This window comes from Arhodomonas sp. KWT, assembly GCF_010993615.1.
Map to the genome: position 1 here is coordinate 1 of NZ_WNXE01000073.1, position 13997 is coordinate 13997.

General features: G+C 60.6%; 14 protein-coding genes. 5 read left to right on the forward strand and 9 right to left on the reverse strand.

Features of this window, described 5'->3' with window-relative positions; all coding sequences use genetic code 11:
* The 5 genes from G7A99_RS11645 to G7A99_RS11665 all read left to right on the forward strand — a co-directional run.
* On the forward strand, positions 1 to 713 hold a 713-nt coding region (locus G7A99_RS11645), incomplete at its 5' end, for a metal ABC transporter ATP-binding protein (protein WP_205599824.1).
* A complete protein-coding gene (locus tag G7A99_RS11650; RefSeq protein WP_163140338.1) occupies positions 713 to 1531 on the forward strand; it encodes a metal ABC transporter permease in 819 nt (272 codons plus the stop codon). The genes G7A99_RS11645 and G7A99_RS11650, both read left to right, overlap by 1 nt.
* Positions 1532 to 1781: 250 nt before the next feature.
* Positions 1782 to 2141, forward strand: coding sequence for a nucleotide pyrophosphohydrolase (locus tag G7A99_RS11655; protein WP_163140340.1), 360 nt, complete (start codon positions 1782 to 1784; stop codon positions 2139 to 2141).
* Between the two features lie 9 nt (positions 2142 to 2150).
* Entirely contained in the window at positions 2151 to 4604 is a 2454-nt protein-coding gene (locus tag G7A99_RS11660; RefSeq protein ID WP_163140342.1) for a DNA/RNA helicase domain-containing protein, read from the forward strand.
* A gap of 347 nt (positions 4605 to 4951) precedes the next feature.
* Positions 4952 to 6187, forward strand: coding sequence for a YbfB/YjiJ family MFS transporter (locus tag G7A99_RS11665; protein ID WP_163140344.1), 1236 nt, complete (start codon positions 4952 to 4954; stop codon positions 6185 to 6187).
* 187 nt (positions 6188 to 6374) lie between these two features.
* Here G7A99_RS11665 and G7A99_RS11670 read toward each other — a convergent pair whose 3' ends face one another.
* The 9 genes from G7A99_RS11670 to G7A99_RS11710 all read right to left on the reverse strand — a co-directional run.
* Positions 6375 to 7064: a VIT family protein gene (locus tag G7A99_RS11670; RefSeq protein WP_163140361.1), complete on the reverse strand. Its 690-nt coding sequence runs from the start codon at positions 7062 to 7064 to the stop codon at positions 6375 to 6377.
* A 110-nt stretch (positions 7065 to 7174) separates the two neighbouring features.
* Positions 7175 to 7432 (reverse strand): hypothetical protein, encoded by a 258-nt coding sequence (locus G7A99_RS11675; protein WP_163140334.1) that lies wholly within the window; start codon positions 7430 to 7432, stop codon positions 7175 to 7177.
* Between the two features lie 129 nt (positions 7433 to 7561).
* Complete coding sequence (locus tag G7A99_RS11680) at positions 7562 to 8647, reverse strand: SIR2 family protein (RefSeq protein ID WP_163140346.1); 1086 nt, start codon at positions 8645 to 8647, stop codon at positions 7562 to 7564.
* Between the two features lie 74 nt (positions 8648 to 8721).
* Positions 8722 to 9216, reverse strand: coding sequence for a hypothetical protein (locus tag G7A99_RS11685; RefSeq protein WP_163140351.1), 495 nt, complete (start codon positions 9214 to 9216; stop codon positions 8722 to 8724).
* A 1-nt stretch (position 9217) separates the two neighbouring features.
* Entirely contained in the window at positions 9218 to 10150 is a 933-nt protein-coding gene (locus G7A99_RS11690; protein ID WP_163140353.1) for a hypothetical protein, read from the reverse strand.
* A gap of 118 nt (positions 10151 to 10268) precedes the next feature.
* Positions 10269 to 10910, reverse strand: a complete 642-nt coding sequence (locus G7A99_RS11695; protein WP_163140355.1) for an MAE_28990/MAE_18760 family HEPN-like nuclease — start codon at positions 10908 to 10910, stop codon at positions 10269 to 10271.
* Positions 10903 to 12015 (reverse strand): DUF262 domain-containing protein, encoded by a 1113-nt coding sequence (locus tag G7A99_RS11700; RefSeq protein ID WP_163140357.1) that lies wholly within the window; start codon positions 12013 to 12015, stop codon positions 10903 to 10905. The genes G7A99_RS11695 and G7A99_RS11700 overlap by 8 nt, the downstream gene beginning before the upstream one ends.
* Before the next feature lie 103 nt (positions 12016 to 12118).
* Positions 12119 to 12838 carry a hypothetical protein gene (locus G7A99_RS11705; protein WP_163140359.1) on the reverse strand — a complete coding sequence of 240 codons (720 nt, stop codon included), beginning with the start codon at positions 12836 to 12838 and terminating at the stop codon, positions 12119 to 12121.
* A 675-nt stretch (positions 12839 to 13513) separates the two neighbouring features.
* Positions 13514 to 13997, reverse strand: a 484-nt coding sequence (locus G7A99_RS11710; protein WP_205599825.1) for a hypothetical protein, incomplete at its 5' end; no start/stop codon positions are given.

Here is a 13997-nt window from a genome sequence, read left to right on the forward strand (position 1 = left end):
CGATCGAGCATTGCGACATATGGCTCGGTGGCCATATCGTTCTGGACAACATCACCCTGAGCCTCGAACGGGGTGAGATCGTTGCCATTGTCGGTCCGAACGGATCGGGCAAGACGACGTTGCTGCGAGCCGTCACCGGCTCCCTGGCGCCTGGTCGGGGACGCATCCGGAGGTCACCGGGGACGACCATCGGCTACGTGCCCCAACGCCTGCATATTGACGCGACTCTCCCGATGACGGTGTCCCGGTTCATGAACCTGCCCACACGGCATGCCCCCCGCGTGGTAACGCGGGCACTCGGGCGAACGGACGCGGCAGGCCTGGAAAAGCATCAGATGAGCGGCCTGTCCGGCGGCCAGCTACAGCGTGTTCTGCTCGCCCGCGCCCTGCAGGACTCCCCCGGGCTGCTGCTGCTGGACGAGGCGGCCCAGGGCCTCGACCATCGCGGCGTCGCTGACTTCTATCGCCAGCTCAAACCAATACGGCGCGAGCTAGGCTGCGGCATACTGATGGTCAGCCACGAGCTGCACGCCGTGATGCGGGTCTCGGACCGCGTCATCTGTCTGAACCGCTCCGTGTGCTGCGAAGGCCCCCCGGAGCAGGTCGCCGCCTCACCGACGTATCAGGCGATGTTCGGCTACGACATCGACGACGACGCCCCACCCCGCCACCAGCGGCACCACACCGACAGGACGCTGGAGAGGACAGGCTGATGCTCGACGATTTCCTCGTTCGAGCCGCCCTGGCCGGGATCGGCGTCACCCTGGTCGCCGCCCCCCTTGGCTGTTTCGTTGTATGGCGGCGCATGGCCTTCTTCGGAGACGCCACCGCCCACGCGGCCATCCTGGGCGTGGCGCTATCGCTGCTCCTGTCAGCGTCGATATTCGCCGGGGTACTGGTCATCTCCCTGACCATGGCAACGACCGTCTCACTACTGAGCGGCCGTGGCTACGCCATGGACACCGTTCTCGGGGTCATTGCCCACGCGGCGCTGGCCTTCGGTCTTGTGGCCGTCTCTTTCGTCTCCGGGGTGCGCATAGACCTCATGGCCTACCTCTTCGGCGACATCCTGGCCGTGAGCAGGACCGATCTCGCCGTCATCTGGTGCGGCGTCGTGCTGGTCCTTGGGCTCCTCGGCTGGCGCTGGGCACGAGTGCTGACCGCCACGCTCAACACCGATCTCGCTCACGCCAGCGGCATTGACCCGAAGCGCGAGCAGCTGATCCTCACCCTGTCGCTGGCCGTGGTAGTGGCCGTTGCACTGAAAGTGGTCGGCGTGCTGCTGATCACCGCCCTGCTAATCATCCCCGCCGCCGCGGCGCGCCCCTTCAGCCGCAGCCCGGAAGTCATGGCGTTACTCGCTGCCGTGATCGGAACGGTGTCCGCTTGCGGCGGACTGCAGGCGGCCTTCTGGTTCGACACCCCTACCGGCCCCACTATCGTCAGCCTCGCCGCCATCCTGTTCGGCGTGTCCAACATCGTCGGCCTGCTGGTCCGGCGTTTCCCGTTTCCACGCCGGACCGCGACCTAGCCGAACAGCACCGAGGCGGCGGGGTGACCGGCGGGCCAGCCGTGGGCGACGCCTGCCGCCGAACCTCGGCCGCACGCGCCTGCGGGATCAGGCCAAACCGGCGTCAGACAAGGACGGGCCACCGGGGACGCACGGGAGCCGGCCCGTCCCAGCGCCCACACGGACACGGCATGCGGTTCCCCCGCTATTCCGGCGCTCGTCCGGGAGCGGTAGCATGGCCGTTCCAGGAAGGCGGAGAGACGACAGGCCGATGCCCGAGGCACCCGATCGGTACCGCGAGCTGGTTGACGCGCTACGCGCGTTCGTCGACGAGCGCGACTGGTCCCAGTTCCACTCGCCCAAGAACCTCGCCATGGCGCTGACCGGGGAGGTCGGCGAGCTCGTCGAGCACTTCCAGTGGCTGAGCGGCGAGGACTCCGAGGCGCTCGATCCGGAGACCCGGGCCGAGGTGCGCCGGGAGCTCGCGGACGTGCAGATCTACCTCATGCTGCTGGCGAACCGCCTGGACATCGACCTCCTGGATGCGGTCAGAGACAAGATCCCGGAGAACGCCGCGAAGTATCCCGCCGAGCGGGCGCGCGGCCACTCCCGGAAATACGACAGACTCTGAGCCCGCCCCATGCTGGTATACAGCAGCGCCAAACGCGCCTTTCTCGACGACGTGCGCAGCAACCTGATCTCGGAGCGGATCCTGGAGGCCATGCGCCGCCGGGGCGAGGGCGGGGTCAGCACCAGCGAGCGGCGTTCCTGGGAGGCCTCCCTCCAGTACATGAAGAACGTCCTGGAGGACACCGCCATCCCCGACGACGCCGGCGTCGCCGTGGAGTACCGCATCCCGCAGACCTCCAAGCGCGTGGACGTCATCGTCTCCGGGCTGGACGAGCACGAGCGCGACGCCTGCGTGATCATCGAGCTCAAGCAGTGGGAGCGGGTCACCCCCACCGGCAAGGACGCAGTGGTCCGCACGTTCCTCGGCGGCGCGGACCGGGAGACCACCCATCCCTCCTACCAGGCCTGGAGCTACGCCGCCCTGCTCCAGGACTTCAACGCCACGGTGCAGGAGGACGGCATCCGCCTGGAGCCCTGCGCCTATCTGCACAACTGCGTGGACGGCGCAGGCGTGCGGGACCCGCACTACGCGGCGCACATTGAACGTGCCCCGGTGTTCCTGCGCCAGGACGTCGGGCGCCTGCAGCGCTTCATCAGCCAGCACGTGCGCCAGGGCGACCGCAACCGCGTGCTCTACCGGATCGAGCGCGGCCGCATCCGCCCCTCCCGGGACCTCGCGAATTCCCTCGCACGGCTCATGCGGGGCAACCGCGAATTCCTGATGATCGACGACCAGAAGCTCGTCTACGAGGCAGTGCTGGACGTCGCCGACCTCCCGGAACAGGCGGGCAAGCAGGTGCTCATCGTCGAGGGCGGGCCGGGGACGGGGAAGTCAGTGGTCGCCATGAACCTGCTGGTGGAGCTCACCCGACGGGCCCGGACGGTCCACTACGTCACCCCCAACCGCGCGCCGCGCCAGGTCTACGAAAGCCGGCTCACCGGCACCATGACCAGGAGCCGGTTCAGCAACCTGTTCAAGGGCTCCGCCTCCTACGACAACAGCGACGCCGACGGCATGGACGTCCTGCTGGTGGACGAGGCCCACCGGCTGCTGGAACGCGCCCAGTACCAGCGCGCCGGTGCCAACCAGACGCGCCAGATCATCCGCACCGCGCGGACCAGCGTGTTCTTCATCGACGAGGCACAGCAAGTGACCTGGAAGGACAGCGGCTCGTCCAGCGAGATAGAGCACCAGGCGCGGGCCCAGGGCGCCACCATCCAGCGGGCCGTGCTCCAGTCCCAGTTCCGCTGCAACGGCTCCGACGGCTACCTGACGTGGCTCGACCAGGTCCTGCAGCGGCGCGACACCGCCCGGGACGACCTCTCGGGCATTCCCTACCAGCTGGAGGTCTTCGACACCCCAACCGCACTGCGGGACCGCGTCTTCGCCCTGCACGAACAGGGGCACAAGGCCCGGCTCGTGGCCGGCTACTGCTGGGACTGGGCCAGCAAGAAGGACCCGGACGCCTGGGACATCACCTTCCCCGAGCACGGCTTCCGCATGCGCTGGAACCTCAGCGACGACGAAGGCCGCTACCTGGAGAAGGCCCACTCCATCGACCAGGTCGGCTGTATCCACACCGTGCAGGGCCTGGAGATGGACTACGTGGGCGTGATCATCGGGCCGGACCTCGTCGTCCGCGACGGCCGGGTGATCACCCGGCCCGCCGCACGCGCCCGGACCGACCGCTCGCTCCACGGCTACAAGACGGCCCGCAAACAGGCACCGGAGACGGCGGATGCCCGCGCGGACGCCATCATCAGGAACACCTACCGCACGCTGATGAGCCGCGGCCTCAAAGGCTGCCTGCTGTACTGCACGGACGCGGAAACGCAGGCGTATTTCCGCCAACGCATCGCGACCGCATTTCAGGAAGACACGACCGAGCAGACGACGCCCGCGACCGCACCGGCCAAGGAAGACACAGTCGATACCGACACGTTGCCGACCCCGGACGCACCGAGATTCATTCCCGCCGAGGAGGTAACGCCCGCGGACAACGCCGTCCCCTTCCTCGACCTGGCGGCCGCCGCCGGCGGCTTCGCCGAAGGCTTCTCGGAGGCACAGTCCCTGACCAGTGCCAGCACCTGGGTCGCGCTTCCGGAGTTCTACCGCGCCCGCCCCGGCCTGTTCGCCGCGCGGGTCGTCGGTGAATCCATGAACCGGCGCATCCCCAACGGCTCACTGTGCCTGTTCCAGGCCACCCCCGGCGGCTCACGCAACGGCCGCGTCATGCTCGTCCACCACCGCGACATCCAGGACCCCGACGGCAATGGCGGACTCACCGTAAAGGTCTATCACAGCGAGAAGATCGTCGAACCGGGGGGCGACTGGCACCACACCCGCATCGTCCTCGCCTGCGACACGACGGCACCGGGCTACGAGGACATAGTGCTAGAGGGCGCGGAAGCTGGCGAGATGCAGGTCCTGGGGGAATTCAAAGGGACGTTGGACGAACCATAGTCTCGACCTGCCAACGATTACGGGAATTCACGGTCCCTCTTCATCCGAGAGGCGCACAGCTCCCTGTGGACCAACACGGATTCCTGGTCACGTCGCTGACCACCCGCTTACGCCGGACTTCCGTACCACTAAACACCAGCTGTTGGAATGTTAGACCTGACCTCTAACCCATCCGGCTGACCCCTAACCCGTCCGGCCACCGCAACGAACAAGCGTAGCGAATGTAGCTGCATGGGTACCGTCCGGAATCATCAAAGACGATACATGTCATCGTTATAAATCGTTTTAAGTGAAATAGCGCGCCGATTACCTTCTGGATTCACTTCTCGACCGCGACGGCAATTTTCATGACGGCAACGACCCGCAACAAGAGTACGGTTGTTCCGGCGATTGCCGTGGGTCTGACGTCTACGCTGGTCGGCATCGGCTTGGCCCGATTCGCTTATACAGCGCTCATTCCGCCGGTCGTGGCTGCCCAATGGTTCACGACCTCGGCCGCCGTCTATCTGGGCGCAGCCAACCTGCTCGGCTATCTCATCGGCGCCGTGACGGCACACGCGGTTTCTGAACGTTTCGGCGCACGCGCCACGCTCGCGGCATCGTTCGGTCTGGCTGCGCTGAGTTTTCTGGCCTGCGCGCACGCAGCGCCTTTCGCCTGGTTCTTCTTCTGGCGGCTACTCTCCGGCCTGACCGGCGCATGGCTGATGGTGGTCGGCCCCGCGATCGCCCTGGCCCGGACCGATCCCGATCGACGCCCGATCGTCGGGTCGCTCATGTTCATGGGTATTGGTCTGGGCGCGCTGTTGTCCGCCCTGGTCGTGCCGACGTTGATACACGCCGGCCTGTGGGTCGCATGGGTCACGCTGGGCGCTTTGACACTGATCGCCGGCACCGTGGGCGACGTCGCGCTTTATCAGCTGCCAAACCCTGCCGTGGCCAGCGATCGGATCGAATCGGACGCACCAGCCCCGAGCCCGGCGATTCGCTGGGCCGTGGCGCTCGTCGTCGCTGCCTACGCCTGCGATGGTATCGGTTTCGTGCCGCATACCACGTTCTGGGTCGACTATCTCGCCCGTGAAGTCGGACTCGGCATGGGCCCCGCCAATGTTCAGTGGGCGTTGTTCGGACTGGGCGCGATGCTAGGCCCCGTGGCAACGCGTTTTATCGTGCCCTGCCTCGGCTGGCGCGCCAGCCTGACGACAGGGTTCGTCACCAAGGCCCTGGCCGTCGGCTTGCCGTTCGTCGCGATCAGTGTTTGGACACGCTCGCTGTCGTCGATCGTCGTGGGCGCGCTCATCCCCGGCATCGTCGCCCTCACTTCCGGTCGGCTGGCCGAACTGGTCGGGCCAGTAGAACACAAGCGCTTATGGGGCCGTGCGACCGCTGCGTTTGCATTGGCGCAGGCGATCGCCGGCTACGGCCTGTCCGGGCTTGCGACGATTACTGGTAGTTATCGCCCAACCTTCGCGATCGGCGCGGCCGTTCTGGCGCTGGCCTTTGCTCTGGCATGGTTCGGCGACCCCGCGCGCTTCGCGCCACGTCGAAACCGCCTATCGAGCTCACCGCCACAAGCGCTCGGCTGATCGGAACGCAATACACACCCCGCCGACTCACACTTCGAGGCAATGGAGGCTGTCATGGGAGCACAAGATTAAGGCGCGCGCGTTTATCACCTACCACGATTCCACGCGGTGACTCAGACCGAATTGCTCACGTGACGCGACACCACCCGGCGCATTGCGGGAAGACAGCTTCGTGCCCCCGGGACCATCACACTGCCACCCCGAAGAGCGCCCCCACCCCGGCAGTCAACGCCATGGCCAAGGCGCCCCAGAAAGTAACGCGCGAGGCGCCGACGAACACCGATGCGCCGCCCGCCCTGGCGGATACAGAACCGAGCAGCGCGAGGAAAAGGAGTGAACTGCCCGAGACGGCCCACATAAGCGCGGCAGCCGGAAACACGACGACGACCAGAAGCGGAAGAGCAGCGCCCAGCGCGAACATCGCGGCGGAGGCCAGCGCGGCCTGGACCGGTCGAGCGGACAGGGAATCCGATAGGCCCAGCTCGTCGCGCGCGTGTGCGCCAAGCGCATCGTGCTGCATCAACTGGGTCGCGACCTCGGAGGCCAATGCCGCGTCCAACCCGCGGTTGACGTAGATCGCCGTCAACTCCGCGTGCTCGCTCTCGGGACCTTCGGCAAGCTCCTGACGTTCCCGGGCCAGATCGGCGCGCTCCGTATCGGCCTGCGAACTCACCGAGACATACTCGCCGGCCGCCATCGACATCGCTCCGGCGACGAGGCCCGCCACCCCTGCGACCAGGACGCCATGAGCATTGGTACCTGCCGCACCAACCCCCAGGACAAGACTCGCCGTGGAGACGATCCCGTCATTCGCGCCAAGGACAGCGGCCCGCAGCCAGCCGATCCGATGGGTTCTATGTGTTTCTGTGTGTTTCATCATACCGGAATTGGGGTGGAGAGCTTAGCGCCATGCCGAACGATGAAGCTCAGCCGGCGCGAAACCGCTTACCGGTTGAGCGATCGGCTGCAGCGCATGGTTGGGTTGCATCACTCGTCCTTCTTGGCTCGACTGTAGGAATCACGCGCCCGACGCCTTCTCACAGCCTGTTCTTCGCGTTCGGCTGCATTCTGCGATTCCCGTTTTCTATCAGCTTGCGCAATCGCCTGGGGAAATCGCTTGTGCGCCTGCGACCAACCACGCTCAAAATCGTTGTGCGTCGCAGACCCGGCGGGGTAGGGATTGCGATACAGGGTGCCGTGCTGTAGCGCAAACTGCTTCCCCTCGTTGTAAGCGCCACTCTCCATGAACGTCTTCCCTCACCAGTGCGGCATGGCAGCACCCAACGGTTTGCTGAGGCGCGCCGCCCGAAGCACCTGATCATAGGCAGCCACGTGTGCCGGCGTTGCCTCAAGCTATTTGTTATACCAGTGGGCCTATATCGCGCAGAGGTTACCAAGTCCGTCCTCTAGGCCTTCCCAAGATCGTATCCACGCAGGCCGAACTCCCAAGTGGTGAAGTGACGACAGGAAGAGTCGCTCGAACCTGGCGTCTTTTGGCTTTGGCTTCATCCAAATGTGGTCTGGGTTCGGCCGCTCTGTGTATCCAAAAATCTTTCTGTCCTTCGAGCATTCGATTTTACTCACGCCCATCCACCGCCTAATATTGGCATCAGACATCGACAGCCCAGAAAATACCATCCTCGATGATTGCGCATGGAACTGAAATACAGTTTCCGCCCAACTCCCACCGGAATTGGCGATTGCCAAGTACTCCTGCTCTAGGAACACGAGTCGGTCCCGGGAATCTCTGGGCGAGGAACCCGATTTCCATTCAGGTGTAACACATCCGTGACAGTGGATGATTGGGATTTTGTTGCCGACGTTACTAGACGGACGCATAACCTGTACATACGGATACTCGGGGTGCCCATGCGGACCTGGCCCACGATAGTGGTCGCGGCGGAGCCGGAGATCCAAATAGGTTTCAAGGAAAGTGTCGGCATTGAAGGTAAGAACCGCCTTGGGAGCACGACCTGCTCTCGCCGCCGCCAACAAGAACCCCGCAGTTTGCACCAGAGAAGACGCCGGAAACTCAGTCTCTATAAGGTCGCAAACTTCAATAACGCGATCTTTGGGCTCACGCTTCGGGGAATTCAAAACCTTGGTGAGATGCTTTTCTATCCCGAGACCTTTCGCCTTACTACGGATCTTAGAATATAAGCAAGACTCGATTAGATCGTTAAAGCTATCGGCTGATTTACCTTTAAGAAGGTATTCGTTCGCAGCAGCTTGGATCCACGAATCCAAGGTCCACCCCGATGTTTCTACTAGCTCATCAAACGCCTCATCGTCTAGGTCGACATCGAACGACTCCGCCACAACAACTCGCGCCAGTTCGCTCCACTCCGGAGCGATCCCTTTTGAGATTCCGGCACCGAGGCAAAGCGTCCATGCGGATGGCGACAGGTAGCCACGAAATTTTGAGTCGTGGGCAAGGACTGGATGTGGGTCACCGGCCATTGTGGCTCCTGAAGGTATAACGACAGGCTGAGGGGCGCGAGCCTTGCGAGCGTCCCCTCGAGCGAATTGTTAGATCAGTCGCCATTTCTCAATAGGACCGAGCGCATATCGTTCGCGATAAAGAACCCGCGAAACTGAACTAGTGCTGCGTATATGCTCACGAGCAAGCATGCCGCCCTCGTTGAAGGAAATAGCCAAACCCACAGTGGTCCAGCGTTCCACCCTTGGTTCGCAAGCACGGTCTCAACGCCCAAAATTATTCGCTCGCCAACTAACAGGCAGATTATCAACGCAACATTTGAGATGACTTCTCCCTTTAGCCTATCAATCGTAGCGACCGCTTCCGCGAACTCAGTTGGCTTTCGGGATTTCAATTCTTTTGGGAAGTCCTTTTGTATTCCATCTACATAGTTGTATAGGGCAAATGACATAGCACCAAAAAGGATAGCAACCGTAACGAACACGCTCAGGGTTTGTTCAAAGACCGGCATTGCTGCGCCGTCGGTCAAGAATAGGAGCGCATAGGCCGCACCGAAGGCACTGATGAAAACAAATGTGAGGTGTAGCATTCTACCCGCCTATGCGATCGCGAATACGCTCGTAAATCTGACCAACGAGGCTCCGGTTTCGTTTTTCTCGCTCCGTTGAGTCGGTGCCACCTTCTAGGTTTAGCTGCGCCTCATCCTCCCCTTCCATATGCTCCTCTGGTACATCTACAGATACGGTCTCCGTCACATCAGAGCTACTATAGGTTTTCTTCCCTCCATGATCCCCTTCGGTGGTAGCTTTCCAACCGCCCTCACCGTGCTCAATGTAGTTAATATAGTCGGACGTTGGATTTTCAGGAACGGTCAGCGCTCCTGAGTCGCTCTTGAGCTTCAAAGAAAGTTCATCTTGCCCATAAAGCCGTTTTAGGGAACGAAGCGCCTCGCGTGCACGCTTATTTGTCTGAAGTATGTTGGGCGAAACAAGGTTGAACTCGATTCGATATATTTTTCGATGCGAACCAATGATTTCCCAGAACGCTCCCTCGCTTGGTTTGGGTTCGACGAACACGCGGTGATTGTATTCCGAAAGTATCGGCCCCCTAACCCCGGCCTGGAGCGCGCGACCGATCTGCTGCGGCGTTCCGAACTGCCAATCCTTTTGCACGGCGACGGTCTGCGTAGCGACGTCGAAAACCGTTAATAGGGGAACCCAGTTGTCTTCGTGGTGCTCAATGATGTCACCTGGCACCTTCTCTCCGACTTGCGCTTGGCGCAGTTTGGCGAGTTTTCCGATATAGAAACGCTGGCGTTCGAATTCATCATGGGAACCTGGAGAGACTTCCCCAAATCCGACAAAGCTATAGCGAATACCATTCTTTATCCATTCCCGGTCGCCGAGAATTGCGGCCAGAACAGCCCGCCCCTTCGGCTCCGGCAATTGCGAGACCTCGAGTGCCCGCTGGCTTTCCTCGATAAAGAAGTACCGGAATACGAGGAATGTTTTCTCAGTTCCCATGAGAGGACTCCGTTCATATATCTAACGAGCTGCTTGAGCCGCGGCGGCGCGTTAGCGCCGACGTCGGCTCCAAGCAGAGGTTAGGCTCTTTCCCTATTGCCGCATCCACCCGCTCAACTCACGAGCCCTCCGCGACGTGGAGCTGCTCCACCGCTTCTTGGAAGACGTCGGCGAGGGCAAGAAGAAGCTCTTGGGTGAAGGCAACGTGCTTGTCCATATCTAGTGACGACAGATCCGGATTGTCTCCGTGGGCCACGCTGTGCCGCCATCCAACAAGCTCCTTGTCAATGCGCAGACGCCATTTTTGGAACCTCTCAATGTCAAAGCCAAGCACGCGAAAATTATGCCGAAGTTTGTCGAAGTCAAGGTTTGACCGAGATGAGACGACGGCTACGTCGAACCGCGCAAAGTCACACGCTAGGACGTCCCTTAACCGATCAACAAACTCCAACTCCGCGTCAGATGAGTTGTTCCTATCCCTCAACCTCTGTAGCTCCGGGCGTAACACGCCCGCTAGTAGAGACCAGGATACGTCTCCCACCTTCTTCTTATCTGACTTGAGACGTTCAATGTAGGCCCTTGCGCACTCGTTGTAGAAACCTTCCCAGTGCGCGTAGGTCAGCACTATTACCGCCTTGGACTGGATGCCGTAGGGAGAGCTCTCCCCTACTGCGAGTTGAGATTTAATCTCAGAAAGCTCTTTTGCCCGACGCAGGCGGCCAGCGTCGATATCCTCCAGATACGGCGAATCCTCAAGCATGTGGCCTGAACCACTTCGCTCCGAACGGGACGCTTCTCTGTATTCTCGTAGTGCCTCGGAGACCTGAGGCGCTCATGTCCGCAACCTCTTGCTGCCTCCAGAATGCGTCGATACGTGATTTGATGAACTCGTCAGGCTCGCCGACATCGGAGATGCCACCCCTATTACGGGCGATCCCGACCAGTATCCCTTCTAAGGCGCGAAGGGAAAATCTTCTTGCAATCGCCTCATGGGACTCTCGGTGAGGCAAGAGCGCTTCATCCCCAAATAGCCGGTCCAGCGTATCAACAGCCCACGTGACATCCGCGATTACGGAATCTGGGTCTTGATCGGCGATGACCCTAAGTATTCCACGATCAAGAAACTCTTGGACGTCTGTGCCGGAGTCGAAAGATTCCACCGTATGCACAATAGCTCTAACGGCGTACTCGACGTCCTTTTGTCGGTCCTTCTGCTCTTGCGTGATGTTGAGTATTCTAACAAACGCCTCAGACTGCGCGAGCTTCCGAATTTTTCGCGTTGCCTCAGCGTTAGCCAACACCATCGAGCAAGTCCGAACCTCCTGCTCATTCGCGTACTCACCGCCCCGGTTGAGTCGCTGGAAGAGATCGAACTTAGTTTTTGAGTCGCTTGGGTGCTTCAGTATTTGGAAATCGAGGCGTGCTCTGCGAAAGAACAGCTGAAGGGATTTATCAAGTCCCTTGCCCTCATCACGCGACTTCGGCTCAGCCCAGGCCACTCCGTCCAGCGAGGGAAGGTAAGTAGAGCGGGTGAGTTGCGACGGGGGAAGAGTAACATCGGGATTATCAGGATCCCTGAGGATTCCCATGAACTCCAGTATGGTCGATATCCGCTGAAGCCCGTCTATCAACTCCCATGTCCCGTCTGAATTCTCGTATGCAAAAGCCGGCGGTACAGGTATCCCAATTAGGATAGACTCGACGAAAGCCGTCTTCTTTTCCGGAGACCACCGAAAAAGCCGCTGGAATTCTGGAATTATGTCCAGCTCCTCTTGAGAATACATGGACGCGATTTCGCCTATGGATATTTGAAGGCTGTCCGTTGTTACGGATCTTTTGGCGTTCTCGAGTTCTTCCCTAAGCATAAAGCACTCTCTGCTTCGTGAATTCTCTAAGGACCTTGCCTAACGCCGCGCTCTGCGGCAATTTTGGAGCGCGGCGGAAAAATTGTCCGCCAGCAGCGCATGGTTATACGAACGTGGCCGCATAAAATCCAGCTAACAGTGCACCAAAGATCGTAAGCCCTGATCCAATATGGACGATGTATCTAGATATTCTAAATTTAAAAATCGCTGACCAAATATCGAGCATACATTCATAAGCCATGTATTCGCCTGAAGGAGAAAGGCCTGTTTCTTCATTTTTCTCTTCTTTTTTCTTTCTCCCAAACACGGTGTGTGCAGAGCTTCGAAATCTGAATAGTGGCCAAAAATTAGCGAGCAATGGCAGGTCGAAATAGTCTTCCATTACTGTAGGAAGGTGAATTCGAATAACATGCGTTCCAACATCCAACGGAACTTGTGGATTGCTTAGCGTGAGCTCATGCCGATCCCCATTTAAAAGACGCCTCTTAGCGGATCGGGGGAGAAACGGCCACCTTCTCCACGGACTCTCTTGCTCCAGAATGTCTCTATAAAGAATGTCAACATTTAAGCGGACTCGTTCGTGCAGGTCTGTCTGCCAAATCAAACCGATTGATCCTATTGCGGAACCAAACGTCGCTAAAATCGCTCCTGATGACAGCAGGTTAACCAGGGTGGTTTGGCTTTCAGGTCGAGATAGAATCTCATACGCAATAGCGCCGCCTACGACATAGACAAGGGTAATAACAAGATAGTGCAGCCTCAAGTGGTGATGAGTGCTTTCTTTCGTAGGCCGCTTTTGATTGCCTTCATTTTCATCACTCACGTTTCACTACTGACCTCTTCCATTCGTATAACAGTGATTAGATGGCGCGCACGGATATCCAATAAACGTGCGCGCACGATATTGCACTCTGCGCGCTTGCGCCTTCCCATGTAACCCACTGATTTTATACATCGTTAGTCTCCGCACCGCCAGAGGCACCGCGATATCGTGCTTGCAGTTTGCGTCCGCGCCGTTGGCACTGTACCTACGCCAAGCATTCGACATGGGGATGATGTCATGCCCTCGGCACGCAGCCCCGGCCGATGGATCTGTTCCGCCGGACGGTTGCGGGTGAAGCGTTACGGCATCCGTAAAGAGGGGAGCTACTACTGCTACTGGATAGGAACAGTGATCGGGCTGCAAGCGCGGATATCCAGCGGCCGTATGCGCGCGACTGTTGGATGGCGATGCCACGATCGATCGGCGGAAAAATTGTGCTTTCAAAGGAAATGACACGCCCGAGCGTGAGAAGCGCCTGCGATATCGCGCGTACGGTGTGGCGTCCGGGAACTGGCCGCGGCGGGAGGATGTGTCCGTGAGCTTGCGGCAGGAGGGCATATTCCGCCGCTCGGACATTGAGCGTGCCCCGGTGTCCATACCCTCTCCCTCATTCCTTCGTATCCGTTCTGGGAATTAGCCTGCTACGGCGTGCAGGTAATTGTCCAGCCCTGCCGGTTATCGGCTTCCCCACCAGCGCGCGAGGTAATGTCGCAGGGCGTCGGTGATTCCGGTTGGTCTGGTTTCTGTGGCCTTGCCCTGTCCGGTTCCGGTGATGCCGTTCGCAAAGTCCGCGGTGGTCAGTAGCTCGTTCGTGTTCGTTCTGCTTTGCCAGTGGCTGGCGAAGCCATCGTCGTCCGCGACGGCGCGGCGGCCGAGTTCGCCGAGGCGTTCGACGAATTCGGCGAGGGGATAGGCGGCATCGGAGAGGTTGCCGGTGTTCGTCAGGCGGATTTCGTGGAGGCGGAACGGCGGGCCGCCGTTGGCGGTGCGGCAGGCGTCGAGTTCGAGGTTGAGGGTGGTGTTCTGCACGATCTCCTCCACCCGCTGGCGGATGGGGCCCTCGGATTCGGGGACGGTGTCGCTGTCCGGGGCGACGAGGCGCACGAGCACGATGTCGGTGCAGCCCTGGCGCAGCAGCGGCGTCAGGGGCGGGTTGCGG